Genomic DNA, 26,497 nt, shown 5'->3' with positions numbered 1-26,497 from the left:
GGTGATATCAGTGCCCGGAACCACTCGCCGCCTTGCCGGCCATCAGGTCCGGGTAGTAGCGCTTGATCGCCAGGGCCGCGTTGTCGATCAGGGTCATGCAGGCCCAGACACTGCGCCCGGGGTCCCGGGCGGCAATGGCGTCGGCCATGTCTTTGTGGATCGGCAAGGTGCGTCGCAGCTCATCCGGGTCGGCTGCCGAGACCTCGAAACACACCGCCAGCAAGGCGCCGAGAGCCGGCACCATCTGCTCGATGAATTGGTTGTGGCTGGCAGCCAGGATGCATTCGTGGAAGTACTGGTCGGCCAAGTTGTAGTCGATGCCACTGTCCACCGCCCGCGCCAGGGCGTTGTAGGCCAACAGAATGGCCTCGACCTGTTCACCGGTGGCGCGCTCACAGGCCCAGCGCACCGCCATCGGTTCGATGGTGCGGCGCAGGTCCAGCAAGTCGTCGACAAAATGTTCCGGCAAGCCGTTGCGCGACAGCCAGCCCACCACTTGCGGGTCGAACAGGTTCCAGCGGCGCACCGGCAGGACCCGAGTGCCGACCTTGGGCCCCACCTCCAGCATGCCTTTGGCCACCAGGGTCTTGATGGCCTCGCGAATCACGGTGCGGCTGACCCCGAGCTGGGCCCCCAAATCGGCTTCGACCTTGATGGCCTGCCCGGCCTTGACCTGCCCGGCAGCGATCCAGGAGCCGAGCCAGTCAACCGTGGATGCGTGGAAACTGCTGGACATGGAGCCCCTCGACATGACGACAAGACGTGAGCGAACAGAATCAGCTCACGCTATTCATCATACGATTGGCTGTCAACGGGTTTTGTGCGGGCACTGACCAGGGGAACTCAAGCGCGCCCGGGTGGGATCAGGGTTCAAGACCGATAGGGAAAAACTCGCCGCCGCTCCAGACGCCGAGCCAGCGCTGACCGTCGATCTCCCGACTGACCGCCAGTTCCACCAGTTGGTAGAACACGTTGCGGTGGATCAGGGCTTCGAGGTTGCTGCGGATATGCACATAAGGCGCGGGTTCCTGGCTGTGCTCGTCGATCACCACCCGCAGCGGGTGCTCGGCCCCGGCCTCGGCCTGCTCATCGACATTGGTGGTAAAGCGCAGCACCTGCGCCTCACCCTCCCCCTGCACGTCCAGGGTCACGGCCACGAACGGCGCGTCATCGACTTTGATGCCGACCTTTTCAACCGGGGTAATCAGGAAATAATCATCGCCGTCGCGGCGGATGATGGTGGAGAACAGCTTGACCATCGGCTTGCGGCCGATGGGCGTGCCCAGGTAGTACCAGGTACCGTCCCGGGCAATGCGCATGTCGATGTCACCGCAGAACGTAGGGTTCCACAGGTGGACCGGCGGCAGGCCCTTTTCGGCCTTGGGAATCTGTGCCAACAGGTCGTTGACTGTGGCCGGACCACTCATGCTGTTCTCCTCGTCAAACTCAGTCGCTCAAACCCAGCAGGCTGCGGGCGTATTGCGCCAGCGGTGGGCCGAGCAGGTCTTGTGGCTTGTTGTCGTGGAACGTCAGTAAACCGCCACGGCTGCGAATTCGCGCAGTATCAATCAAATACTGGGTGCTGGTCTCGATCAGCATGATCTGAATCACCCCGTTGTCCACCCCCAGGCGGTCAACGGCTTCCTGGTCGAACCACTCATCGGAGTTGCCAATGCGGTCGTCCGCCTTGGCGTAACGGGTGTAGAGCAAATAGTGGGCGCCGACTTCACGGGCCTCGGCCATGGCCTGGTCCAGGCCTTCCGGTGCACGGGCGCGGCGGACCATGGGGAAGTATTCGACAAAACCGTTAAAGGCCTCTTCAGCCACCACGTTCGGCCGTGGATAGGCGCTGCCCGGCGGGGTGAAAGAACCCTGGGCGATGAAAATGAACGAGTCCGGCTGGATACGGAAGGAGTTCGAACGACGAGTATCACTGTGATCGAGCATGCCGGCGTCGCTCAGGTGATAACGAACCCCCTCGCCCATATCGCTGACATTCATGCAGCCGCCGAGTGCCAAAAAGGCCAGCAGCAAAACCAGGCTACGCATCCTATCCTCCCAAAAACCGGTGACGGAAAACCGGCGAATGGGCACGAGATGCAGCTTCCGCGCCAGCTCGCCATTTACGGTGGGTTGCCGCGTCTATGGGCAGTCGGATTGGTGCAGTTTTTCGTCGTAAAAGAAAGGCTCAGGGGATCGGCGCAGCAGGGATAACGCCCGGTCAGCCGCCGATGATTTTCATCACCGTGGCGCCGCCGGAGAACGCCACGTCCTGCTTGTCACCCAGGGCTTTCACCAACAGGCGCTGCAGGGCCGGCAAGGCTTGGTGACGGGGCTTGTCCAGCAGGTCGCCGACGTAGTGACGGTTACTGGAGGACAGGCAGCCATGGAGCCAACCGGTGGAGGACAGACGCAGGCGCGAGCACGTCCGGCAGAACGGCACGCTTTCGTTGGCGATCACACCGAAAAAGCCCTGTCCGGGAATGTGGTAGCGCACCGCCGTGGCGTCGACCGGCGCATCGGCCTGAAGGTATTCGTAACGCTCGCCAATCAACCCGAGCAATTGCTGCAGGCTGACGAACTGTTGCAGGAAGGCATTGCCATCACTGGCCAGGTGGCCCATGCGCATCAGTTCGATAAAGCGCAGCTCGTAGCCCCGTTCCAGGCAGTAATCCAGCAGCGGCAGGACCTGGTCGAAGTTCTGCCCGCGCAGGGGCACCATATTGACCTTGATCTTCAGCCCCGCCTCGCTCGCCCGCTGCATGCCGTCGAGTACGGTAGCCAAGTCGCCACCACGGGCAATGCTGCGGAACGCTGAAGCGTCCAGGGTATCCAGGGAAACGTTGATCCGGCGGATTCCGGCGTCGACCAACAGCGGCAATTTGCGCGTGAGCAACTGGCCGTTGGTGGTCAGGCTGATGTCGTCCAGGCCCATCTGCCCGACAGCGCCCATAAAGGTTTCCAACTTGGGACTGACCAAGGGTTCGCCGCCGGTGATACGCAGGCGCTCAATGCCGGCCGCTTCGATCAGATAAGCGACGCCGCGGGCCATGGCGTCGGCCGAAAGCTCATCCTGCGCCGCCACCAGCCGCTTGCCGTCAGGCACGCAGTAAGTGCACGCATAGTTGCAGGCAGAGGTCAGGCTGATGCGCAAATTGCGAAAACGCCTGCCTTGACGATCAACGATCATGGATGACTCCGGCGGAGGAAGAGAGGACCGCAAAAACTTGACTCACAAATCAGGTTTTTGCAAGTCCCACGCCTGAGTATATTCCTGGGGCACTGCGCCATATAGGTAAATCACGGCGCAATAAAGCAACTGAATGGATCAGCTGCTGGGTATTTCCGGGTCGCGCTTGCGCTTGTTGCCCATGCGCACGCCGATGTCCATCAGGAACTGGAAGAAGCCTTCCTGATCTTCCAGCACATTGCTCCAGAATGGCGAGTGGTACAGCGCCACCGCGCCGTGCACCAGCGCCCAGGACGCGCAGTAGTGGAAGTAAGGCGGTACGTCTTCAAGCTTGCCTTCGCTGATGCGGCCCTTGATCAACAAGGTCAGGCGCTCGAAGTTGGACGCACGGATCTTGTGCAGTTCCTCGACCATTTCCGGCACCTGGTTGCCCTTGACCACCTTCTCTTCCAGGCGGTCGAACAGCCGATAACGCTGTGGGTCGCGCATGCGGAATTCGAAGTAGGCCCGGGACAGCGCCTCCTTGTCCTTGTCGACGTCGGCAGAGTGCAGCAACTCATTGAGGTCGCGCTCATAGTCGAGCATCAGGCGCAGGTAGATCTCCGCCTTGGACTTGAAGTGCTTGTAGATGGTGCCTTTGCCGATACCCACGGCATCAGCGATCATCTCGACGGTGACGCTGTCTTCACCTTGGTCGAGGAACAGCTTGAGCGCGGTATCGAGAATTTCTTGCTCGCGGCGACGAAACTCACGGACCTTACGGGGTTCTTTTTGCATAAGAAAAGGTCTGTCGGGGTCAAAATCGAAGCCGCGTATTATGCCTAACTTGCGCCAAAATGCACGGATCATCCGACCATCACTGTGTTTCTGGATGAATTTGCCTGGTCACGCCCCACCGCTATTTGCCTGGAAAGAGTCCTTTCAAGCGGGGCGATTACGCGGCCGAAGGCTTTGCAGCCGGTACTGAGCGGGACTTTCAGGGGCTATCAAGGGTGAATCCAGACCCTGTGCAGATGAAGCCACACATCATGAACCCGCGACACCATTGCTTGCTCAACAGCGACGCAGAAACCGATTCCAGTCAAAAATCAATCGTATTTAAGGCGCCCTATTCCGCTCATCAACCACGGGAAACGCCCAACCCTGGGAGAGTGGGGAGCGACTTATGAGGAAGGAAAGCCTTTGGGCCATGAAGAAGCAGCGACCAAACTGCAACAGGTTGTGAGCGAAAGACTGGAGAAAACCCCAATAACTCTTGGCGTTCGCCCTCAAAAACCTGTGAATCGCTGCCATTGTTCAGGTTATGGCGGCTATTGAACGGAAATGAGAACTCAACCGAAGCGCCCGTATTCCAAAATTGTTTAAAAACCGACCAACACCCACTGGACTCAACGCGATAGTGATCAATACTTCACCTGTCAGCGCGACATCTCCCCCAAGTGAAGCGCTGATAAAGGTAGCGATGGACCGCGGGCCTTTGTTTTACTCCTAATGGTCTTAACCCGGATTCACCCCCCAGAACCCGGGTTTTTTTTGCCCGCGATTTGGGCTTCGCTACCGGGCTTATCCGGCACTCTTGACGTGGGCCAACGGGAACAGGCGCTTGAAATTTTCCGTGGTCTGCTGGGCAAAGGCTTCATAGGGTTGCCCGCGCAACATCGCCAGGTATTCCGCCACTTCCCGCACGTACTGCGGCAAGTTGGGTTTGCCGCGATACGGAATGGGTGACAGGTACGGCGAGTCGGTTTCCACCAGCAGGCGATCCGCCGGTACCTGGCGAGCCACGTCACGCAAGGCATCGGCGTTGCGGAAGGTAACGATCCCGGACAAGGAAATATAGAAGCCCAAATCTAGCGCAGCCTTGGCCATCTCCCAGTCTTCGGTGAAGCAATGCAACACCCCGGCCTGGGGCAACGCGGCTTCACGCAACAAGGCCAAGGTATCCGCCCGAGCACCGCGTGTGTGGACAATCACCGGTTTGCCGGTTTGCTGCGCCGCCTGCAGGTGCAAGCGGAAGGAAGCCTGCTGCACCTCGGCGGCTTCGGGTTCGTAGTGGTAGTCCAACCCGGTCTCGCCAATGGCCACCACTCGCGGGTGGTTCAGCTCCTGCAGCAGCCAGTCCAGGGCCGGCTCGGCGCCGGGTTGCACATCCAGCGGGTGCACGCCCACCGAGCAGTCGACATCCTCGTAACGCTCAGCCAGCGCCTTGACGTCTGCCGCGTTGTCGGCGCTGACGCCAATGCACAGGAAATGCCCGACGCCACGCTGCCGGGCCGCTTCCAGCGCGGCATCCAGGGAGCCGTCGTGGGCGGCAAGGTCGAGGCGATCAAGGTGGCAATGGGAATCTACGAGCATAAGGGGCTAAAACTGCATCCGAATGAGTGAAAAGGCCGCCGCCAACACGACAGCCCACGACAAGCCTGATCTCAGGCGCAACGCATTACTTCTGGGTCGGCAAGGCCGCCCACTGCACCAGCAGCGCTTCCAATAGCAGCACGCGGTTGAGGTTGGCCTTGCTCAGGACTTTCTGTCGCTGCGCCAGGATCCAGTCCTGCAACGTCAGCACTTTGCCCTGGTTCGACTTCTGCGCCAGGTACTGCACCACCTTGCGCATATCAGTCAGGCCCAGGCCGTCTTCGTCCTCGGTCAGCTGATAACGCAGAATCAGGCTCGACCAGTCGCAAAACCAGTCAAACAGCAGCAACAACGGGATGGCATTCCAGCTCTCGGCCAACTGGGTCGGAGATTGCTGCTGCTTGAGCAGCTTCTTCACCCCATCCACCACCAGCGCCCGCTGCTCACGCGCGCCTTGGGCTTGCAGGCTGACGGCGGCCAGGGGCGAACCGGCGGCAAGGGTCAGCAACTCGCCGCGCTCCTCGGCCGAGCACTCGGGCAGCGCCCCTGCCAGCCATTGCAGGCTCAGAGCCTCGCTGGGCAACGGACAAGCCTGCTGCACGCAACGACTCTTGATGGTGGGCAACAAACGGCTGGGCTGATGGCTGACCAACAGCAGCACCGTATCGCCGGAGGGCTCTTCCAGACTTTTGAGCAAGGCGTTGGCAGCGTTGATGTTCATCGACTCCACCGGCTCGATGAGCACCACCTTGCGTCCGCCCAGCTGTGCGGTCTGCACCACGAAGCTCACCAGATCACGGACCTGATCGACCTTGATCGCCTTGTCCGCCTCTTCCGGCTCCAGGATGTAGTTGTCTGGGTGACTGCCGGCCTGCAACAGATGACAGGATTTGCACTGCCCGCAGGCTTCCAGGCCTTCAGGGCGCTGGCACAACAGACGAGCCATCAAGCGTTCGGCCAATGCGCGCTTGCCGATGCCCACCGGCCCGTGGAGCAGGTAGGCATGGGCATGCTGGGCACGCCCCGCCAATTGCTGCCAGAGGCTGTCTTGCCAGGGGAAGGCCTCAGCCACGGGCGCGCTCCAGCAACTGCGGCAACAGGCCATCCAGGGCCTGCTGGACCTGGGCCAGGGGCTGGGCCGCATCCACCAACTGATAACGCGCCGGATCGGCTTCGGCGCGCTTCAGGTAGGCGTTGCGCACCGCTTCGAAAAACACCCGGCCTTCCTGCTCGAAACGGTCCAGGCGACCGCGCGCGCTGGCCCGGGCCAGGCCGATTTCCACAGGCAGGTCAAAGACCAGGGTCAGGTCAGGGCGCAACTCCCCCTGGACAAAACGTTCCAGGGTGGCAATGCGCTCCACCGACAACCCACGACCACCGCCCTGGTAGGCGTAGGTGGAATCGGTAAAACGGTCACACAGAACCACCGCGCCACGGGCCAACGCCGGACGGATCACCGCAGCCAGGTGCTGAGCCCGAGCGGCAAACACCAGCAACAGCTCAGTGTCGGCATTCATCACTTCATCGCCAGGGGTCAGCAATACCTCGCGGATACGCTCGGCCAGCGGCGTGCCGCCCGGCTCGCGGGTCAGCAGCACCTCGATACCGGCGGCGCGCAGACGCTCGGCCAGGTATTCGCGGTTGGTGCTTTTACCAGCGCCTTCCGGGCCTTCCAGGGTAATAAACAAGCCAGTCACAGGCAGTCCTTAATCATGTTCATTGCGGGCTTTGCGGCGCGGGCTCCTGAGCAGTCTCGCCCGGCGCTGGTGCGGATTCTGGGGTTACGGGCGGTGTCGATGCCTCCGCCGGTGGGCTGCTAGCATCCGGAGCCGCCGCAGGTGCAGGGCTGGAGCGGTAGTCGGCCCGGCGCTTGAGCTGAAACTCGCGCACGGCACTGTTATGGGCGTCCAGGTCATCAGAGAACACATGGCTGCCATCGCCACGGGCGACAAAATACAGACTCTTGCCATCCACCGGGTTGAGCGCCGCGTGAATCGCTTCGCGCCCGACCATAGCGATCGGCGTCGGCGGCAAGCCGGCAATCACATAAGTGTTGTAAGGCGTGGCTTCCTTGAGGTGCGCACGGGTCAGCTTGCCGGTGTAGCGTTCGCCCAGGCCATAAATAACGGTGGGATCGGTTTGCAGCAACATGCCAATCTGCATGCGGCGCACAAACACCCCGGCAATCTGCCCCCGCTCTTGGGGCACACCGGTCTCTTTCTCCACCAGGGACGCCATGATCAGCGCCTGGTAAGGCTCGGTGTAGGGCACATCGGCGGCGCGTTTGCTCCACTCCTTGGCCAGCACCTCGTCCAGGCGGTCGTAGGCTTTCTCGAGCAGCTCGGCGTCGCTCATGCCCCGCACGAAACGGTAAGTGTCGGGAAAGAAACGGCCTTCGGGAAAGACCCCGGCATGGCCGAGCTTTTCCATGACCTGGCTGTCGCTCAGGCCGGTCAGGGTCTGTTCAAGCTTGTCGTGCTTGGCCAAGGCGGCGCGCACTTGGCGAAAGTTCCAGCCTTCCACCAGGGTCAAGCTGTACTGCACCACTTCGCCACGCTGCCAGAGGCCGATCAGGCCTTCGGCAGTCATGCCCGGGGTCATGCGGTATTCACCGCTGTGCAGGGGCTGGCCATCAAGGTTGAAACGCCAGTACAGGCGCAGCCAAAAGCCGTCGCGGATCACACCGTCGGCCTGCAGGCGATTGAACGTGCCGGTGGGCGTGGAGCCAGTAGGCACATCGAGCAGTTGCTCCTGACTCAGGTTGAGCGGTTGCTCCAGGGCCGAGTGCAGTTTCCAGGCGCCGGCGCCCAGCAGCAGCCCTGCCAGAACCAGTCCGGTCTCCAGCAGAAGCAGAAATTTACGTCTCACGAATCAAGCATCCAATAGCGCGCGGGAAATGGCCTGCAGTTTACGGGTGAGCGGTCCGGCCGACCAGCTCATCCCTGCACAGGCCAATACCGGCCAGATGCCATAAACGCTGTTGCACACGAACACCTCATCGGCCTGTTGCAGTTGATCGACGTGGATCTCCGCTACTTGCGTGGCAATCCCCAACGACGCGGCCTGAAACAATATTTCAGCGCGCATCACCCCCGCCACACCACAGCGACTCAGGTCCGGGGTCACCAGACAGCCGTCACGCACCAGGAACAGATTGCTGAATACGCCTTCGATCACCCGCCCGGAGGCATCCAGCATCAAGCCTTCGGCATGCTCGGCATCCCGCCACTCGGCGCGGGCCAGGACCTGCTCCAGGCGATTGAGATGCTTGAGACCCGCGAGCAAAGGCTGCTCGGAGAGACGGGTAGCACAGGGAAACAGGCGCACGCCCTGCTCGCTGTGGATCGGGGCATAGGCCGCCGGGGGATTGCCTTGCAGAATCCGCCGCGCCTGGGCCTGGGGGTCGGGCGCATAGCCGCGCAGGCCGTCGCCACGGGTGAGGATGAGCTTGAGCACGCCCTCCCCCAGGGCCTCGGCATACGCCAGCACCTCACTGCGGATCAGCACGTGGTCCGCCGTGATTGCCAGGCGTGAACAACCCTCGGCCAGACGCGCCAGATGACGCTCCAGCAAGCGGGCTGCCCCGCCTTGACGGCGATGGTTTCAAACAACCCATCGCCATAAGCCAGGCCGCGGTCCTTGAGCGACAAAGCGTCAGCCGGCTGACCGTCGACCCAGCTGTGCATCACTCAGCGAACCGGCGGAACACCAGGGAGCCGTTGGTACCGCCAAAACCAAAGGAGTTGGACAGCACCACATCGATGTCCATGCTGCGCGCGGTGTGCGGCACGAAATCGAGATCGCAGCCTTCGTCCGGCTCATCGAGGTTAATGGTCGGAGGCGCCACCTGGCTGTTGATCGCCAGCACGCTGAAGATCGCTTCAATCGCCCCGGCAGCACCCAGCAGGTGACCGGTCATGGACTTGGTGGAGCTGACCGCCAGCTTGTAGGCGTGATCGCCAAACACGCTCTTGATCGCTTCGGCTTCCGCCAGGTCGCCAGCCGGCGTCGAGGTGCCGTGGGCGTTGATGTACTGCACCTGGTCGACATTGAGCTTGGCGTCGCGCAGAGCGTTGGCGATGCAGCGAGCAGCACCGGCGCCATCGGCGGGCGGCGACGTCATGTGGTAGGCGTCGCCACTCATGCCAAAGCCGATCAGCTCGGCATAGATGGTCGCACCACGGGCCTTGGCGTGCTCCAGCTCTTCGAGAACCAGGGCACCGGCACCGTCAGACAGGACGAAGCCGTCACGGCCCTTGTCCCAAGGTCGGCTGGCGCGGGTCGGCTCGTCGTTGCGAGTCGACAGTGCACGGGACGCACCGAAGCCGCCCATGCCCAGACCGCAGGCCGCCATTTCGGCGCCGCCGGCGATCATCACATCCGCCTCGCCAAAGGCGATATTGCGCGCCGCCATGCCGATGCAGTGGGTACCGGTGGTGCACGCCGTGGAAATGGCGTAGTTCGGTCCCTGGGCACCCAGATGGATGGACAGGAAGCCGGAAATCATATTAATGATCGAGCCAGGCACGAAGAACGGAGAGATCCGTCGTGGGCCGGAATCATGCAGGGTGCGGCTGGTTTCTTCGATATTGGTCAGACCGCCAATACCCGAACCCATGGCCACGCCAATGCGCTCACGGTTGGCATCGGTGACTTCCAGGCCGGCATTACGCACTGCCTGAAAACCGGCCGCCAAGCCGTATTGAATGAACAGGTCGAGTTTGCGGGCCTCTTTGGCCGACAGGTACTCCTCGACATTGAAGCCCTTTACCGAGCCGCCAAAACGGGTGGAATAGGCAGAAAGGTCGGTGTGCTCAATCAGACCAATGCCACTATGGCCAGCCAGAATGCCCTGCCAGCTACTCGGGACATCCGTACCCAGTGGCGACAACATACCCATACCGGTGACTACGACGCGTCTACGCGACACAGCACTCTCCTTTTTCTAATGACGACACTTTGCATCAGGCCTAAAGAAAAAACCGCACGCCGTAACGGCAGTGCGGTTTTTCCATAACAGCAAACGGCGACTACAAACGCTTAAGCCTGGTGGCTGGTAACGTAGTCGATAGCTGCTTGAACGGTAGTGATTTTTTCAGCTTCTTCGTCAGGGATTTCGGTCTCGAATTCCTCTTCCAGAGCCATCACCAGCTCAACGGTGTCAAGGGAGTCAGCACCCAGGTCTTCAACGAAGGAAGCAGTGTTAACAACTTCTTCTTCTTTAACGCCCAGTTGCTCAGCAACGATTTTCTTGACGCGCTCTTCGATGGTGCTCATACCTTGTTTTCACTCCTAATGGACAAATTCAGGCAGCTGGCCAGTGGGTAAGTGTATAGAAAGGCTTTTCAGCTTTTCAACTGAAAGCTTCACTCCTCAAACCCTTTGGCCATCTGCCTATAAATAGATTGCAGCTTTATAACGGATTTTAGACAGCTCGTATGACATTTTTTTGAAGCAATCCGTCACATTTAACTCACATATACATCCCGCCGTTCACCGGGATTGTAGCCCCAGTAACGTAGGCCGCACCGTCCGAAGCCAGAAAAGCGACCACTTGCGCGATCTCTTGAGCCTGACCCAGACGACCCAGCGGAATTTGTGTCAGCAGGGCATCACGCTGCGCCTCAGGCAGTTCACGGGTCATATCGGTATCGATAAAACCAGGAGTGACCGAGTTGACAGTGATCGACCGCGAGCCGACTTCACGCGCCAGGGCACGGCTGAAACCTTCCAGACCAGCCTTGGCGGCGGCGTAGTTTACTTGGCCTGCGTTGCCCATGGCACCCACTACCGAGCCAATACTGATAATTCGACCCCAACGCGCCTTGGTCATGCCGCGCAAAACGCCCTTGGACAGGCGATACAGACTGTTCAAGTTGGTATCGACCACGTCGTACCACTCGTCGTCTTTCATGCGCATCATCAGGTTGTCGCGGGTGATGCCGGCGTTGTTCACCAGGATCGCCGGCGCGCCGAACTGCTCCTGGATGCTAGCCAGCACGGCAGCAACGGACTCATCACTGGTGACGTTGAGCTCAAGGCCAGTGCCTTGGATGCCGTTTTCCTTCAGGGTTGCAGCAATACGCTCAGCGCCCGACGCGGACGTCGCGGTGCCCACGACAATGGCGCCCAAACGCCCCAGCTCCAGGGCGATAGCCTGGCCAATACCACGGCTGGCGCCGGTCACCAGTGCAACTTTACCTTGCAGACTCATGCAGGCTTCTCCTAATTCAGGCCAGCGCCGCACGGGCGGCAGCGAAGGCATCTGGGGTATTCAGGTTAGAGGTCGATACGCCTTCGGCGCAGCGCTTGTTGAGGCCAGCCAGGACCTTGCCAGGACCGCATTCCACCAGCTGTACAGCACCGCTGGCCGCCAGGGTCTGAACCGATTCCACCCAACGTACCGGCTTGTAGAGTTGCTCCAGCAGGTCGCGCTTGAGGGTCTCGAGGTCAGGCGCCACGGCAGCACTGACGTTCTGCACCAGCGGGATCTGCGGCGCTTGCCAGTTGATCGCGGCGATCGATTCAGCGAAGCGCTCGGCAGCCGGGCGCATCAGCTCGCAGTGGGAGGGCACGCTGACCGGCAGCGGCATGGCGCGCTTGGCACCACGGGCCTTGCAGCCTTCGATGGCGCGCTCGACGGCCGCCTTGGCACCGGCGATCACCACCTGGCCTGGGGAGTTGAAATTGACCGCGCTGACCACATCGCCTTGCGCCGCTTCAGCGCAGGCCGCCAATACATCAGCGTCTTCCAGGCCGAGAATCGCCGCCATGCCGCCCTGCCCCGCAGGCACGGCTTCTTGCATCAACTGGCCACGACGCTCGACCAGCTTCACGGCTTCAGCCAGTGTCAGGCTGCCAGCAGCGACCAGGGCGCTGTACTCGCCCAGGCTGTGACCGGCCACAAAGGCCGGACGCGCGCCGCCTTCCGCCAACCACAGACGCCACAGGGCGATGGAGGCGGTGAGGATGGCCGGCTGGGTCTTGTCGGTTTGATTGAGCAGCTCTTCAGGACCTTGCTGGGTCAGCGCCCAGAGGTCGTAGCCCAGAGCATCGGAGGCTTCTTTGAAGGTGTCGAGGATCAACGGGTACTGCGCGCCCAACTCGGCCAACATGCCGAGGGACTGCGAGCCCTGTCCTGGAAAGACGAATGCGAGGGATGCAGACATGTAACAAGCCCCTAATGATCTTGTCGTCGGAGAATTGACGTCCCACAGAAGTGGACGCAAGAAACTGACAGTTGGATGGCCAATTGAACTGAGCGGTCACATTTAAGCACTCCCAAGGGAAAACGCCTAAAGCAACAAGTCTTCGAGACGACCGTGCAGGCGCTCGGGGAGATTTTCCTGGATCTCGATCAACGCACGCTGAATCGCGCTCTGAAAGCCCTCCACCCCCGCCGAACCGTGACTTTTCACCACAATGCCCTGCAAACCGAGAAAGCTCGCACCATTGTGCCGCGCCGGCGCCAGGTCTGCCTGCAAGCGCCGCATCAACGGCAACGCCAGGGCACCCACCATGCGCGACAAGGCATTCTGCTTGAACAGCGCCTCGATCCGCGCAGCAATCATGGTGGCCAGCCCCTCGCTGGATTTGAGCAGGATATTGCCGACAAAGCCGTCACACACCACCACATCCGCCTCGCCGCGATACAGACCATCCCCTTCGACAAAACCGATGTAGTTCAGCCCCCGGGCGCTTTGCAGCAAGGTTGCCGCCAGCTTGACCTGCTGATTGCCCTTGATGTCTTCGGTGCCGATATTCAGCAGCGCCACCCGCGGCCGCACCACCCCCAGGGTTTCGGCGGCCACCGAGCCCATCACCGCAAACTGGAACAGGTGTTCGGCACTGCAATCGACGTTCGCCCCCAGATCCAGCAGTTGGCAATAGCCGCGCTGGGTAGGAATGGCCGCCACCATGGCCGGGCGATCGATCCCCGGAAGGGTCTTGAGCACATAGCGCGACAGCGCCATCAACGCACCGGTGTTGCCGGCACTGACACAGGCCTGGACCTTGCCCTCGCGCAACAGCTCGAGGGCCACGCGCATCGACGAGTCAGGCTTGCCACGCAGGGCCTGGGAAGGCTTTTCGTCCATGGTGATCACTTGTGTCGCCGGAGTAATCGTCAGGCGCGAGCGATCCACAGCCGAATGGCCGGAAAGCAGATCTTCTAAAAGGGAGGGTTGACCGACGAGGGTCAGGTGCAGCGAGGGCGTTGCAGACAGGCAAGCGAGGCTGGCCTGAACAATGCTGCGGGGACCGAAGTCCCCGCCCATTGCGTCAATCGCGATGACTTGAGCGGACAAGTGATTACTCGTCAGCGCCCTTGTCGATCACTTTACGGCCACGGTATACGCCTTCTGGCGATACGTGGTGACGCAGGTGAACTTCACCGGTGGTCTTTTCTACGGACAGGGTGCTAGCCTCGAGAGCGTCGTGGGAACGACGCATGTCACGGGCGGAGCGGGATTTTTTGTTCTGCTGAACAGCCATAATTGATTAACTCCTAAACGTTTGGGTCACGCTTTAACTGCGCCAATACACTGAACGGGTTGGACCGCGTTACCTCGTCCTCGCTCGGTTCGGGCTCGTCATCGAGGCCCGCCGGCTGCTGGCATTCTTCCGGATGATGAGCAGGCACAATGGGCAAGGCGAGCAAAAGCTCCTCCTCGATCAGTGCATGCAGATCCAAAGGATCTTCGCCCAGTTCCAGCACGTCATAACCTTTCGGCAACGACTGGGTATTCGCACCCTCCTTCACCACAGCATAACTGCACTCGCTGTGGATCGGCAGGGTGACCAGCTCAAGACAACGCTGGCAAACCATTTTGACTTCGGTGTCGATAAAACTGTGGATTACCACAGCTTTACGTTCATCTCGCTCAAAAACGAATTTAGCCTGCACCGTACCGACATCGTCGGAAAGCGGGTCGCAGAGTCTCTCCAAATCGGCCAGCAGCAGTTCACCTTTGAGGGTGGTGCCACGGTCAGCCAATTTGCGCGGGTCAACGTGAGGTGGAATCGGGTCATTCAACATAGGCGCAGCATTATAGGGATGCACCCAGCCATGTCAAAGGAAATTCAGCCCTGTCCGTCACTTGCAAGCCCCGCTAGAATTTGCGACCGCCCCAGGAGACGCTCATGCTGCCTTTATTACTCGCCTCAAGCTCGGTCTATCGCCGCGAATTGCTGACCCGCCTGCAACTCCCATTCAGCTGCAGCTCGCCAGACATCGACGAAAGCCACCAGCCCGGCGAGCCGGCAATTGAACTGGTCAAACGCCTGGCCCGGGAAAAAGCCCAGGCCCTGGCCGCCGCCTACCCGAATCACCTGATTATTGGCTCTGACCAGGTCGCGGTGCTCGATGGGCGCATCATCGGCAAGCCCCACACCTTCGAAAACGCCCGGGAACAACTACTGGCCGCCAGCGGTGCCAGCGTGAGCTTTCTCACCGGCCTGGCCCTACTCAACAGCCAGACCGGGGAATGCCAGGTCGACTGCATCCCCTTCACCGTGCACATGCGCCACCTGGACGCCCCACGCATCGAACGCTACCTGCGCACAGAACAGCCTTACGACTGCGCCGGCAGCTTCAAAGCCGAAGGCCTGGGCGTGAGCCTGTTTCAAAGCACAGAAGGCCCGGACGCCACCAGCCTGATCGGCCTGCCGCTGATCCGCCTGGTGGACATGCTACAGGCCGAAGGGGTGCAGATCCCCTGATTCATAGGGCATGAACATCGCCCATGAAAAAGCCGGCACTCAGGCCGGCTTTTTTTGGGGAGTACGCAATTAACGCAGGGTAGGCCCCTGAAACCCCATCCACATCGCCAACTGCTCAGCCACACTGGCGCCAAGCTTCTTCGAGAAGCGATCGAAAGGCGACTCCTGGACCGTGAAGTCCACCAGCTCTTTTTCCCCGACCACATCCCGCGCGACCGAACTGGCACTGCCCAGGCCATCGATCAAGCCCAGTTGCAGCGCCTGCTCGCCCGACCAGACCAAACCGGAAAACAGCTCCGGATGATCCTTGTCTTTGAGCCGATCACCACGCCCCTGCTTGACGCTGGCGATGAACTGCCGATGAGTGGTATCCAGCACGCCTTGCCAGAACTGGGTTTCTTCCGCCTTTTGCGGCTGGAACGGATCAAGGAAAGACTTGTGCTCACCCGAGGTGTAAGTACGCCGCTCCACACCCAGCTTCTCCATGGTGCCGACAAAGCCGTAGCCGGCCGCTGTCACACCAATGGAACCCACCAGACTCGCCTTATCGGCGTAGATCTCGTCAGCCGCACTGGCAATGTAATAAGCACCGGAGGCGCCGAGATCGGAAATCACTGCATAGACCTTGGTGTCTTTGTGCAGCGCGCGCAGGCGCCGAATTTCGTCATAAACGTAACCGGACTGCACCGGACTACCGCCTGGACTGTTAATCCGCAACACCACTGCCTTGACCTTGGGGTCCTCAAACGCAGTACGCAGGCTGCCGACAATATTGTCCGCGCTGGCTGACTCCTTATCGGCGATCACCCCTGTAACCTCGATCAGAGCCGTGTAGCTGGCGCCGCGCCCCGCACTTTTTTCCATATCCATCAGCGGGGTGAACAACAACAGGGCGCCAAACAGATAAACAAAGGTCAGCAACTTGAAAAAGATCCCCCAACGCCGCGAGCGACGCTGTTCTTGAACCCCCGCCAGCAAGGTTTTTTCCAACAGCTTCCAGCTCTTGTCATCGCCACCTTCGGCGCTGGCCTTGCTTGGTGCTTTCCACTCATCAGTCATGCCATCTTCCCCGGCTAAAACTTACTGGGCACCCTGGCTGAGCCAGGCATGCAACTCAGGAAACCTATCGATCGACAGGCGTGGCTCAAACGCCTGCAACGCTTCAATGGATTGCGCGCCGTAGCTGACCGCCACCGAACCCATCCCGGCGTTACGCGCCATCTGCAGATCGAAGGACGAATCCCCCACCATCAGCGCCCGCTCAGGCCGCACACCGCAATGCGCAAGAATCTGCTCAAGCATCAACGGGTGAGGCTTGCTCGCGGTTTCATCCGCCGCTCGGGTGATATCGAAATATGCTTCCCAGCCGTGAGACTTCAACACTCGATCCAGCCCGCGCCGAGCCTTGCCGGTCGCCACAGCCAGTCGATACCCCTCCTGCCGAAACGCCTCCAGGGACTGCACAACACCCTCGAACAAAGGCGAAGGCTCAGTCTCCAGGGCGATATAGCAATCAGCGTAATGCTGGCGGAAGGCGATCAACTGGGCATCGTCGATGTCCGGATACAGGGTCTGGATCGCTTCCGGCAAACCCAACCCGATAATGCCCTTCACGGCAACATCATCGCGTCGCGGGAATCCCGACTGATCACTGGCCACGTGCATCGCCTGGACGATCCGGCCAATGGAATCAGCCAGAGTACCGTCCCAGTCAAAGATCAGCAGCTGGTAATCAGGGTGCACTCAAGCGCTCCACGGTCTTGGCCCACATCTCATCCACAGGCGCTTGCAGCTTCAGCTCGCCACCATCCGGCAGCGGCACAGTCAGCATGTAGGCATGGAGAAACAGGCGCTTGCCGCCCAGGTCGCGAATTTCCTTGGTGAAATCGTCATCACCATACTTGCTGTCACCGGCAATGCAGTGACCGGCATGCAGGGTGTGCACGCGAATCTGGTGAGTCCGCCCCGTCACCGGCTTGGCCTCGACCATGGTGGCGAAATCGCCGAAGCGGCGCAGTACCTTGAACAGGGTCAAGGCCTCCTTGCCCTCTTCATTGACCTCGACCATGCGCTCGCCGGAGCGCAGGTTGCTCTTGAGCAACGGCGCCCTCACCTGCTTGATGGCGGTCGCCCAGTTGCCACGCACCAGCGCCATATAGCGTTTGTCCACGCCGTCACCACGCAGGGCTGCGTGCAAATGGCGCAACATGCTGCGCTTCTTGGCAATCATCAGCAGGCCGGACGTATCGCGATCGAGGCGATGCACCAACTCCAATTCCTTGGCATCCGGGCGCAACTGACGAAAGGCTTCGATCACACCGAAGTTCAAGCCGCTGCCGCCATGCACGGCAATGCCGGCCGGCTTGTTGATCACAATCAGGGCTTTATCTTCGAAGACGATCGAGGCTTCCAGGCGCTGCAGCAGCCCTTGGGCCAAAGGCACAGGCTCGTCGCGCTCAGGCACGCGCACCGGCGGCACGCGCACAATGTCGCCCGCCTGCAACTTGTACTCAGGCTTGATCCGACCTTTGTTCACCCGCACTTCGCCTTTGCGCAAAATGCGATAAATCAAAGTCTTGGGCACGCCCTTGAGCCGAGCGAGAAGGAAATTATCAATACGTTGGCCGGCATATTCCGGCGAGACCTCAAGCAGTTGGACGCCTGGGGTCGAGGGGGCAGTAGTCGTCATGGCGCGAATGATAACAATTTTTTATGGATTTGAAGCACTTAATGATTGCTGCTATAGTCGCGAACGCCGCCAAAAGCGGCTGGCCAGCGGATCAGCGGCAAATTGCCGGCCCTGACCAACGCAATTCATAAGGACGCGAGGCCGTCCTACGCAACTTTTGCTACCTAACGGAAGAGTTCGGCGTTGTAACAAGCGCAGGTGACATAAGGCCTGAAACCCGTAATAAGCAGAGTTATCACTCGCCTCTTACGCAGCGATTAACGGCCAGTTCACAAAGTGCAGTCAGCGACAAACGACCCCGAGCGAAGGTTACGGAAACAACGCCTTTAGCCATGATGCGTGACCTCCCCTTTCGGAGCTCACGGTAAATGCCAACCCGCTGCGGATTCTGCGCGCGGCAGCACCCGAATTATCAGGGATACGTGTAGGGTGGAGATGCACAACCGTCGGACTGTGTAGCATTAGGCTTTATCAAGACGCTTCATCTCGTCCACAGTCGCCGGTCGATTCCTCCTCCTGACAGACTTTTGCTTAAGCGGTGACCTTTATGTCACCACAGCAAGCAGGACGCGTGAGTCGCGACTTCGTACCCATTTTTGGTCGAACCTCGCTAGACACTCGAGTGGTCAACCACTCCTGACGCACCTGACACCGACCGTGAGAAGTCGTGTGTGCCGAACGCCGTTTCCGGCAGCCCGGAAACCGACGGTACTACATGAAAAGAATGCTGATTAACGCAACTCAACCCGAAGAGTTGCGTGTTGCACTGGTAGACGGCCAGCGCCTCTACGACCTGGACATTGAATCCGGTGCACGCGAGCAGAAGAAGGCCAACATCTATAAAGGCCGAATCACTCGTATCGAACCAAGCCTTGAGGCTGCCTTTGTCGATTTCGGCTCTGAGCGCCACGGCTTCCTGCCCCTCAAAGAAATCTCCCGCGAATACTTCAAGAAAGCCCCCGAAGGCCGCGTGAACATCAAGGACGTCCTGAGCGAAGGCCAGGAAGTCATCGTCCAGGTCGAGAAAGAAGAACGCGGCAACAAGGGCGCAGCCCTGACCACGTTCATCAGCCTGGCCGGTCGTTACCTGGTGCTGATGCCGAACAACCCGCGTGCCGGCGGCATCTCCCGTCGCATCGAAGGTGAAGAGCGCAACGAACTGCGTGAAGCACTGAACGGCCTGGTTGCACCTGCCGACATGGGCCTGATCGTGCGCACTGCCGGCCTGGGCCGCAGCAGCGAAGAAATGCAGTGGGACCTCGATTACCTGCTGCAACTCTGGACCGCCATCAAAGAAGCATCGCTGGATCGCTCCGCGCCATTCCTGATCTACCAGGAAAGCAACGTGATCATCCGCGCGATCCGCGATTACCTGCGCCAGGACATCGGCGAAGTGCTGATCGACAGCGTTGAAGCCCAGGACGAAGCCCTGACCTTCATCCGCCAGGTGATGCCGCAGTACGCCAGCAAGATCAAGCTGTACGAAGACAGCGTTCCGCTGTTCAACCGTTTCCAGATCGAAAGCCAGATCGAAACCGCCTTCCAGCGCGTGGTCGAACTGCCTTCTGGCGGCTCCATCGTCATCGATCCGACCGAAGCCCTGGTGTCCATCGACATCAACTCGGCGCGCGCCACCAAAGGCAGCGACATCGAAGAAACCGCCCTGCAGACCAACCTTGAAGCCGCCGAAGAAATCGCCCGTCAGTTGCGCCTGCGCGACATCGGCGGCCTGATCGTCATCGACTTCATCGACATGACCCCTGCCAAGAACCAGCGCGCCGTGGAAGAGAAAGTCCGCGAATGCCTGGAAGCCGACCGCGCTCGCGTGCAAGTCGGTCGCATCTCGCGCTTCGGCCTGCTGGAAATGTCCCGTCAGCGCCTGCGTCCATCCCTGGGCGAAAGCAGCGGCATCGTCTGCCCGCGTTGCAACGGCACCGGCATCATCCGTGACGTTGAATCGCTGTCCCTGGCGATCCTGCGCCTGATCGAAGAAGAAGCCCTGAAAGACCGCACTGCCGAAGTTCGTGCCCAAGTGCCGATCCCGGTTGCTGCCTTCCTGCTCAACGAAAAACGCAACTCGATCACCAAGATCGAACTGCGCACCCGTGCACGCATCGTCATTCTGCCGAACGATCACCTCGAAACCCCGCATTTCGAAGTTCAGCGCCTGCGCGATGACAGCCCCGAAGCCAACACCAACCAGTCCAGCTACGAAATCGCTGCAGCAGCCGCTGAAGTCGAAGACGTGCAACCGGCTGCCGCCACCCGCACCCTGGTTCGCCAGGAAGCCGCGGTGAAGACCGCACCTGCCCGCGCCAACGCTCCGGTCCCTACCGAAGTCGTCGCACCAGTCGCCGCTCCTGCGCCCGTCGTTGCAGAACCAAGCCTGTTCAAAGGCCTGGTGAAATCCCTGGTGAGCCTGTTCGCCACCAAGGAAGAGCCAGCGGCTCCGGTCGTGGTCGAGAAGCCTGTTACCGAACGCCCAGCGCGCAGCAACGAAGAGCGTCGCAACGGTCGCCAGCAGAGCCGCAACCGTAACGGTCGCCGCGATGAAGAGCGCAAGCCTCGTGAAGAACGTGCTCCGCGTGAAGAGCGTGCACCACGCGAAGAACGCGCCCCACGGGAAGAGCGTCAGCCTCGTGAAGTGCGTGAAGCCCGTGAAGAAGTCCAAGGTGTTGCTCGTGAAGAGCGCGCACCACGCGCACCTCGTGAAGAACGCCAGCCTCGCGCCCCGCGGGAAGATCGCAAGCCACGTGGCGAGCGTGAAGAGCGGGTTCGTGAACTGCGCGAACCCCTGGATGCCGCCCCGGCCGTTGCAGCCGCTGCAGCCGCAGTGGGTGTCACCGCCGAGGAGCGTCCAGCACGCCAGCCGCGCGAAGAGCGTCAACCGCGTCCGCCACGTGAAGAGCGTCAACCACGTGCCGAACAGGCTGCGGCCACCAGCGAAGAAGAACTGCTGAGCAACGAAGAGCAACTGCAGGAAGATGGCCAGGACAACGCCGAAGGCGATCGTCCACGTCGTCGCTCCCGTGGCCAGCGTCGTCGCAGCAACCGTCGCGAGCGTCAACGTGACGCCAACGGCAACGTGATCGAAGGCTCGGAAGAGAATGGCGAAGAGCCAAGCAACGCCGACCTGGCTGCCGGCCTGGCCGTCACCGAAGCCGTTGCCAGCAGCGTGATCAGCGCTCCAGCCGAAGCTGAAGCCCAGCAACAGGCTGAGCGCGCCACCGCCGCAGTGGCCGAACAAGCCCCTGAAGCACCGGTGGTTGAAGCGACGACCCCAGTTGAAGCCCCGGTTGTTCCAGCCGTCGAGGTTGCAGCGGTTCAAGAGCAACAGCCTCAGGCTGAAGTGGCTGCAGAACCTGCCGTGGTGGCTGAGCCTGAGCCGGTCATCGTTGCTGAGCCAGTGGTTGAAGCACCGGTTGTGGAGAAAGCTCCCGAGCCTGCCGAGGAAGCACCTAGCGCCTTCGAACGCGTAGCCGAAGCCATTGTCGTTGAAGCCCCTGTTGCCGAAGCAGCGCCTGCTGCTGAAGCCGTGGCTATCGTCGAACCAGTGGTGATCGCCGAGCCTGCTCCGGTTGCAGCACCTGCCGTGGTCGAAGAAGCACCCGCTCCGGTTGTGGAGGCCGCACCGGCCATTGCCCTGACCAGCAACGGCCGCGCGCCGAACGACCCACGTGAAGTGCGTCGCCGCAAGCGTGAAGAAGAGCGCCTGCAGAAGGAAGCCGAATTGGCCGCCGCTGCTGCTCCGGTTGAAGCACCCGTAGTCGCCGAGCACGCTCCGGCAGTTGAAGTCGCTGAGGCCGCTCCGGCTCCAGAAGCTCAACCCGTTGCTGAGCAGACCGCTCTGCCCCTCGAAGAAGCCCCGCGCATCGTTGAGGAACAGGTTGAACAGCCGGCCAAAGCCCAGGAAGAACACGAGCCTAAACCCCTCGTCTGATTCCAACGGCCACTAAAAAGCCCCGCCTGAGCGATCAGGCGGGGCTTTTTTATACCCAACATTCGAACAACATGGTCGACACAGGCTAGCCTGCTAACTGTGTTTGAAATCCAGTCGCTCCGGCACATCCACATCCCACAACACACCGGGATCATCCACCCGCACCTCCCGCACCGGTGCCTCGGCAAACAACGGCTTTGCCCCGCGATCACCGCTCAGCGCCATCAAGGCAGGCCCGAAGGAACTGCCAAACCCCACGGGATGACCGAACTGCCCTCTATGCACCGGAACGCTGATGCCATCCGCTACCAACTCATCAACGACCTGCTCAATACTCGACGGCAAGATAAACGGCATATCCCCCAGCAGCATCAGCCAGCCATGGGCGCCAGCACAGGCAGTGACTGCAGCGGCAATGCTGTCGCCCATGCCCGCCGACTGCAGCAGCAACACCTCACAGCCATAAACCCCAGCCAGCCGAATGACCTCGGTCCGGTCCGGCGTCGTCACAACCCAACGCTGCTGAATACTGGCCGGCAAGCTCACTAGCACCTGCTCAATCACCTTACGCGTCACGCCATCACGCCCCACGCAAGGCGCCAATAGCTTGTCCTGATCGGCCAGTGCGCGAAAACGACTGCCCTGCCCTGCCGCCAGGACAATCGCCGTGACCGACATTACGCCTCCTCCGGCAATGGCTTCTTCTGCACCGCCGCCACGCCGTTCTTGATGGCGACGATTTCCGCCATCAGCGACAAGGCAATCTCCGCCGGGGTATGGCTGCCAATATGCAGGCCAATAGGCCCGTGCAAGCGCCTGATGGCTTCGGCGGGCAGGCCCAGGGCCGCGAGGTTCTCACGACGCTTCTGGCTATTCACCCGCGAGCCCAGGGCGCCGACGTAAAAGGCCCTGGAGGTCAGCGCCGTGAGCAACGCCATGTCATCCAGACGGGGATCGTGGGTCAGAGCGATGATTGCCGTGCGCTCATCGGTTTGAATAGCCAGCACCGCTTCATCGGGCATGCCCGGCACAAAACGACCTTGCTGCTCTTCCCAGCCATAGACGAACTCCTCGCGGGGGTCGCAGATCAGCACCTCGAAATCCAGCATCCGCGCCATTTGCGCCACATAACGCGACAACTGGCCGGCACCGATCAGCAGCAGGCGCCAGCGCGGACCATAAATGGCCCGCAAGTGCTCGCCATCAAAACTCAGCGCATCCCCCTTGCCGGCGCCGCTCAAGGTGACGGCGCCGGTGGCCAGAACCAGCTCCCGTGCAACGAGCTCATGGGCTTCACAGCGAGCCAGCAACTCGGCGACCCAGGCCGGGTCGCCCACCCGCTCCTCGGTGAGGCGCAGTGTCCCGCCACAAGGCAGGCCAAACCGCGCCGCCTCATCACGGGTCACGCCATAGGTCAGCAATTGCACAGGCGGCCCCGTCTCAGGCAGTCGACCGTCGTGCAAGCGGGTGATCAAGTCGTCCTCGATACAACCGCCGGACACCGAACCCATCACCACCCCATCGCCGCGCAAGGCCAGCATGGCCCCCGGTGGACGCGGTGCACTGCCCCAAGTCTGGACCACGCTGTAGAGCAGCACCGGCCATCCTGCGCGGCGCCACTCCAGCACGCTGCGCAGGACATTCAAGTCGACACTGTCCATCAGGCCTTCGCACCCTGCTGCCAGCCCTGCAACTGGTAGCGCACCGGCAGGTTGCGGATGCGCTTGCCGGTGGCGGCGAAGATCGCGTTGCACAGGGCCGGCGCAATCGGTGGCACGCCCGGTTCGCCGACGCCGCCCAGGGGCACCTCGCCCGGCGGCGTCACCAGGTGCACGGCAACCTGCTTGGGCGCCAGGGACATGCGCGCCACTTCATACATGTGGAAGTTGTCCTGCTGGACCTTGCCGTCCTTGAAGCTGATTTCCCCCAGCACCGCATTCCCCAACCCCATGACGCACGCCCCTTCAAACTGCGAACGGATGCGCTCGGGATTAATCTGCGGCCCGCAGTCCACGGCGATATCGGCCTTGTGCACAATCAGCGTGCCGTCGTCCTTGACCTCCACCTCGATCACCGCCGCCACGTAGGTCACAAAGCTGTAGTGCACTGCCAACCCCAGGCCTCGGCCTTTGGCGAGCGTGCGTCCCCAGCCAGCCGCCTTGGCCGCGGTTTCCAGCACCGTTCGCAGGCGCGCGGTGTCGATGGGGTAACGCTCCGGGGATTCGCCGTAGTTCCATTCTTCACTGAGGGTCCGCGGGTCGATCTGCCGATCCGGTCCCAACAGCTTGAGCTGATACTTCAGCGGGTCTTGACCAGCTTTGTGGGCCAGTTCATCGACAAAACTCTGGATCGCAAAACCGTGGGGTATGTTCGACACCGAGCGGTACCAGCCGACCCGGGTGTGCACCGTGGCTTCAGGGTTTTCCAGTCGCACATTGGGAATCGCATAGGGCATGTTGGTGAACCCCATGCCCAACTCGAATGCCGCTTCGTGGTTCATGCCCGGGGCGAACAGCGCAGTGATGCTCGGCGCCACGGTTCGGTGCAGCCAGCCTGAAGGCATGCCGTCCTGATTGAGGCCGGCCTTGAGGTACTCCGCCGACACGGTGTGAAAATACGAGTTGTGGATATCGTCTTCCCGGGTCCATTGCACCCGCACCGCCTTGCCTGGGAACTCCTTGGCCAGGATCGCCGCTTCCAAAACGAAGTCCGGCTTGGATTTGCGCCCAAAGCCGCCGCCCAGCAGGGTGACATTGACCGTGACCTTGTCGAAGCCGATCCCCAGACGCTCGGCGATCCGCTCACGGGTCACCTGGGGCGCCTGGCTCGGTGCCCAGGCCTCGCACTGGCCCTCATGAAAACGCGCCACGGCCACCATCGGTTCCATGGGCGACTGCGCCAAGTGTGGCAGGTAATAGGAGGCTTCCAGGCTGCTGTCGGCCGTGCTCAAGGCCTCGTCGATACTGCCGGTATTGCGCACCACCTTGCCTGGCTTGCGGGCCGCGGCCTCCAGCTCCTCGCGGTAGGCGATGGAGTTGTAGGAAGCGTTAGCGCCATCTTCCCACTCGATCTTCAGCGCCTCGCGCCCCTTGATCGCCGCCCAAGTGTTGCTGGCAACCACCGCCACGCCCCCCAGGGGCTGGAACTCCGAGGGCACCGGACGGCTTTCGATCGCCAGCACCTTGATCACCCCAGGGACTTTCAATGCCGCGCTGCCATCGAAGGACTTGACCGTACCGCCGTAGACTCGTGGCCGGGCCACAGCGGCGAACAACATGCCGTCAAAATGCACATCGGCGCCGTACACTGCGGCGCCCTTGACGATGTCTTCACCGTCGATGGCGCGCACTGCCTCCTTACCGATGTAGCGGAACTCGGCTGGCGCCTTCAGGCGCAGGCTGTCACGGGCTGGCACGGCCAGGGCGCCGGCAGCCAGGGCCAGGGCGCCGTAACCCAATTCGCGACCGCTGGGCTGATGCAACACTTTGTGCAACTGCGCCCGGCACTCAGCCACCGGCACCTTCCACTGGTCGGCGGCGGCCTGCTCCAGCATGCTCCGCGCCGCAGCGCCACAGCGGCGCATCGGCTCGAACCAATGGCGCATGCTGCGCGAACCGTCGGTGTCCTGGTTACCGAAGCGCACTTCATCGCCCGGCGCCTGCTTGACCTTCACCAGCGCCCAGTCGGCTTCCAGCTCATCGGCCACCACCATGCTCAGGCTGGTGCGCACGCCCTGGCCCATTTCCGAACGATTGCAAATCACCGTCACGCTGCCATCGACGGCAATGCTGACGTAGACCTTGGGGTCATCGATCCAACCGTGGGGCATGCCTTCGGCACCAAACTTTTTCTCTTCGGCAAAAGCTTCCTGCCATCCCCAGCTGGCCGCCAGCACCAAGGCCCCGGTGGCCCCGACGCCCTTGAGAAAGCCACGGCGACTGAGGTTGCTCAGGGCAAAATCGTTGGCTGTGCGGTTCATGCCTTGGCCTCCTGCAGATGGGTGGCGGCCTGGCGAATCGCCGTCTTGATGCGGTTGTAAGTGCCGCAGCGGCAGATGTTGCCGACCATCGCCTCTTCAATCTGCTCGTCGCTGGGGTTGGGATGAACCTTGAGCAAGGCCGTGGCGGACATGATCTGCCCGCCCTGGCAATAACCGCACTGGGCCACCGCCGTATCCAACCACGCCTGCTGGACCACCTGGCCCACCGAATCGGTGTGCAGGTTGTCGATGGTGCTGACGTTCTTCCCGATCACCGAGCCGATCGGAGTGATGCAGCTGCGCGCCGGGGCTCCGTCGATATGGATGGTGCAGGCACCGCACAGGCCCATGCCGCAGCCGAACTTGGTGCCGTTGTAGCCCGCCACGTCGCGAATGGCCCACAGCAGGGGCATGTCCTCGGTGACATCCAGTTGATGATCTTGGCCATTGAGTTTCAGGGTAATCATGGGCACGCCCGCATAGGTCTTGGGTTATGGGGTCGAGCAATCTGCGGCGCAATGCGACGGTTTAGAGCAGATCGACTCAGGCTAATGGGCTCTCTTGTGAAGCTGGGCTTCACCGGGCCTTTGTGGGGGTAAATACTTGCATTGTTAGCTAGCTAAG

At 61.3% G+C, this 26,497-nt stretch carries 25 protein-coding genes and 1 pseudogene; 2 read left to right on the top strand and 24 right to left on the bottom strand.

Features of this window, described 5'->3' with window-relative positions:
* Positions 1 to 7: 7 nt before the first annotated feature.
* The 17 genes and pseudogenes from M1B35_RS28865 to M1B35_RS28785 form a co-directional block, all read right to left on the bottom strand.
* The gene (locus M1B35_RS28865) at positions 8 to 736 is read right to left on the bottom strand and encodes a FadR/GntR family transcriptional regulator (RefSeq protein ID WP_268263750.1); all 729 of its coding nucleotides are present in this window, start codon (positions 734 to 736) and stop codon (positions 8 to 10) included.
* Between the two features lie 127 nt (positions 737 to 863).
* Positions 864 to 1,427, bottom strand: coding sequence for a DUF1285 domain-containing protein (locus tag M1B35_RS28860; protein ID WP_268263749.1), 564 nt, complete (start codon positions 1,425 to 1,427; stop codon positions 864 to 866).
* Between the two features lie 19 nt (positions 1,428 to 1,446).
* Positions 1,447 to 2,049 carry a DUF4823 domain-containing protein gene (locus M1B35_RS28855; RefSeq protein WP_123330378.1) on the bottom strand — a complete coding sequence of 201 codons (603 nt, stop codon included), beginning with the start codon at positions 2,047 to 2,049 and terminating at the stop codon, positions 1,447 to 1,449.
* Positions 2,050 to 2,221: 172 nt separating this feature from the next.
* A complete protein-coding gene (locus M1B35_RS28850) occupies positions 2,222 to 3,190 on the bottom strand; it encodes a GTP 3',8-cyclase MoaA (RefSeq protein ID WP_123330376.1) in 969 nt (322 codons plus the stop codon).
* A gap of 138 nt (positions 3,191 to 3,328) precedes the next feature.
* On the bottom strand, positions 3,329 to 3,967 hold the full coding sequence (locus M1B35_RS28845; protein WP_123330374.1) for a TetR/AcrR family transcriptional regulator: 639 nt from the start codon (positions 3,965 to 3,967) through the stop codon (positions 3,329 to 3,331).
* Positions 3,968 to 4,753: 786 nt separating this feature from the next.
* Positions 4,754 to 5,545 (bottom strand): TatD family hydrolase, encoded by a 792-nt coding sequence (locus M1B35_RS28840; RefSeq protein WP_268263748.1) that lies wholly within the window; start codon positions 5,543 to 5,545, stop codon positions 4,754 to 4,756.
* Between the two features lie 85 nt (positions 5,546 to 5,630).
* Positions 5,631 to 6,617, bottom strand: a complete 987-nt coding sequence (locus M1B35_RS28835; protein ID WP_123330370.1) for a DNA polymerase III subunit delta' — start codon at positions 6,615 to 6,617, stop codon at positions 5,631 to 5,633.
* Complete coding sequence (tmk, locus tag M1B35_RS28830; RefSeq protein ID WP_268263747.1) at positions 6,610 to 7,242, bottom strand: dTMP kinase; 633 nt, start codon at positions 7,240 to 7,242, stop codon at positions 6,610 to 6,612. The genes M1B35_RS28835 and tmk overlap by 8 nt, the downstream gene beginning before the upstream one ends.
* 19 nt (positions 7,243 to 7,261) lie before the next feature.
* Positions 7,262 to 8,413, bottom strand: coding sequence for an endolytic transglycosylase MltG (mltG, locus tag M1B35_RS28825; RefSeq protein WP_268263746.1), 1,152 nt, complete (start codon positions 8,411 to 8,413; stop codon positions 7,262 to 7,264).
* A 3-nt stretch (positions 8,414 to 8,416) separates the two neighbouring features.
* A pseudogene (gene pabC, locus M1B35_RS28820) lies at positions 8,417 to 9,231 on the bottom strand (aminodeoxychorismate lyase).
* Positions 9,231 to 10,475 carry a beta-ketoacyl-ACP synthase II gene (fabF, locus tag M1B35_RS28815; RefSeq protein WP_123330362.1) on the bottom strand — a complete coding sequence of 415 codons (1,245 nt, stop codon included), beginning with the start codon at positions 10,473 to 10,475 and terminating at the stop codon, positions 9,231 to 9,233. Before fabF ends, pabC begins: the two are co-directional and overlap by 1 nt.
* A gap of 110 nt (positions 10,476 to 10,585) precedes the next feature.
* The gene (acpP, locus tag M1B35_RS28810) at positions 10,586 to 10,822 is read right to left on the bottom strand and encodes an acyl carrier protein (RefSeq protein ID WP_003175607.1); all 237 of its coding nucleotides are present in this window, start codon (positions 10,820 to 10,822) and stop codon (positions 10,586 to 10,588) included.
* A gap of 196 nt (positions 10,823 to 11,018) precedes the next feature.
* The gene (gene fabG, locus M1B35_RS28805; RefSeq protein WP_268263745.1) at positions 11,019 to 11,759 is read right to left on the bottom strand and encodes a 3-oxoacyl-ACP reductase FabG; all 741 of its coding nucleotides are present in this window, start codon (positions 11,757 to 11,759) and stop codon (positions 11,019 to 11,021) included.
* A 16-nt stretch (positions 11,760 to 11,775) separates the two neighbouring features.
* Entirely contained in the window at positions 11,776 to 12,714 is a 939-nt protein-coding gene (gene fabD, locus M1B35_RS28800; protein ID WP_268263744.1) for an ACP S-malonyltransferase, read from the bottom strand.
* Positions 12,715 to 12,840: 126 nt separating this feature from the next.
* Positions 12,841 to 13,851 (bottom strand): phosphate acyltransferase PlsX, encoded by a 1,011-nt coding sequence (gene plsX / locus M1B35_RS28795; RefSeq protein ID WP_268263743.1) that lies wholly within the window; start codon positions 13,849 to 13,851, stop codon positions 12,841 to 12,843.
* Between the two features lie 4 nt (positions 13,852 to 13,855).
* Positions 13,856 to 14,038 carry a 50S ribosomal protein L32 gene (gene rpmF, locus M1B35_RS28790; protein ID WP_003179396.1) on the bottom strand — a complete coding sequence of 61 codons (183 nt, stop codon included), beginning with the start codon at positions 14,036 to 14,038 and terminating at the stop codon, positions 13,856 to 13,858.
* Between the two features lie 13 nt (positions 14,039 to 14,051).
* On the bottom strand, positions 14,052 to 14,582 hold the full coding sequence (locus tag M1B35_RS28785; RefSeq protein WP_123330354.1) for a YceD family protein: 531 nt from the start codon (positions 14,580 to 14,582) through the stop codon (positions 14,052 to 14,054).
* Positions 14,583 to 14,686: 104 nt separating this feature from the next.
* Here M1B35_RS28785 and M1B35_RS28780 point away from each other — a divergent pair, with 104 nt between their 5' ends.
* A complete protein-coding gene (locus tag M1B35_RS28780) occupies positions 14,687 to 15,265 on the top strand; it encodes a Maf family protein (RefSeq protein ID WP_268263742.1) in 579 nt (192 codons plus the stop codon).
* Between the two features lie 69 nt (positions 15,266 to 15,334).
* Here the strand turns inward: M1B35_RS28780 and sppA are convergent, their stop codons facing one another.
* The 3 genes from sppA to rluC are packed head-to-tail and all read right to left on the bottom strand — an operon-like array spanning position 15,335 to position 17,954.
* Positions 15,335 to 16,324: a signal peptide peptidase SppA gene (sppA, locus tag M1B35_RS28775; protein ID WP_123330350.1), complete on the bottom strand. Its 990-nt coding sequence runs from the start codon at positions 16,322 to 16,324 to the stop codon at positions 15,335 to 15,337.
* 21 nt (positions 16,325 to 16,345) lie between these two features.
* Positions 16,346 to 17,008, bottom strand: coding sequence for an HAD-IA family hydrolase (locus M1B35_RS28770; RefSeq protein WP_123330348.1), 663 nt, complete (start codon positions 17,006 to 17,008; stop codon positions 16,346 to 16,348).
* A complete protein-coding gene (gene rluC, locus M1B35_RS28765; protein WP_123330346.1) occupies positions 16,998 to 17,954 on the bottom strand; it encodes a 23S rRNA pseudouridine(955/2504/2580) synthase RluC in 957 nt (318 codons plus the stop codon). Before rluC ends, M1B35_RS28770 begins: the two co-directional genes overlap by 11 nt.
* A 715-nt stretch (positions 17,955 to 18,669) precedes the next feature.
* Here rluC and rne point away from each other — a divergent pair.
* Entirely contained in the window at positions 18,670 to 21,894 is a 3,225-nt protein-coding gene (rne, locus tag M1B35_RS28760) for a ribonuclease E (RefSeq protein ID WP_268263741.1), read from the top strand.
* A 93-nt stretch (positions 21,895 to 21,987) separates the two neighbouring features.
* Here the strand turns inward: rne and M1B35_RS28755 are convergent, their stop codons facing one another.
* The 4 genes from M1B35_RS28755 to M1B35_RS28740 are packed head-to-tail and all read right to left on the bottom strand — an operon-like array spanning position 21,988 to position 26,340.
* Positions 21,988 to 22,572: a nucleotidyltransferase family protein gene (locus tag M1B35_RS28755; RefSeq protein ID WP_268263740.1), complete on the bottom strand. Its 585-nt coding sequence runs from the start codon at positions 22,570 to 22,572 to the stop codon at positions 21,988 to 21,990.
* Entirely contained in the window at positions 22,572 to 23,555 is a 984-nt protein-coding gene (locus tag M1B35_RS28750) for an XdhC family protein (protein ID WP_268263739.1), read from the bottom strand. Before M1B35_RS28750 ends, M1B35_RS28755 begins: the two co-directional genes overlap by 1 nt.
* Positions 23,555 to 25,873, bottom strand: a complete 2,319-nt coding sequence (locus tag M1B35_RS28745; protein WP_268263738.1) for a xanthine dehydrogenase family protein molybdopterin-binding subunit — start codon at positions 25,871 to 25,873, stop codon at positions 23,555 to 23,557. Before M1B35_RS28745 ends, M1B35_RS28750 begins: the two co-directional genes overlap by 1 nt.
* Entirely contained in the window at positions 25,870 to 26,340 is a 471-nt protein-coding gene (locus tag M1B35_RS28740) for a (2Fe-2S)-binding protein (RefSeq protein ID WP_268263737.1), read from the bottom strand. The genes M1B35_RS28745 and M1B35_RS28740 overlap by 4 nt, the downstream gene beginning before the upstream one ends.
* Positions 26,341 to 26,497: the final 157 nt, after the last annotated feature.

This window comes from Pseudomonas morbosilactucae, from assembly GCF_023241665.1.
Classification (GTDB): domain Bacteria; phylum Pseudomonadota; class Gammaproteobacteria; order Pseudomonadales; family Pseudomonadaceae; genus Aquipseudomonas; species Aquipseudomonas morbosilactucae.
Note: the sequence above shows the minus strand (reverse complement) of the source record. Positions and strands in the feature narration are given on the sequence as shown.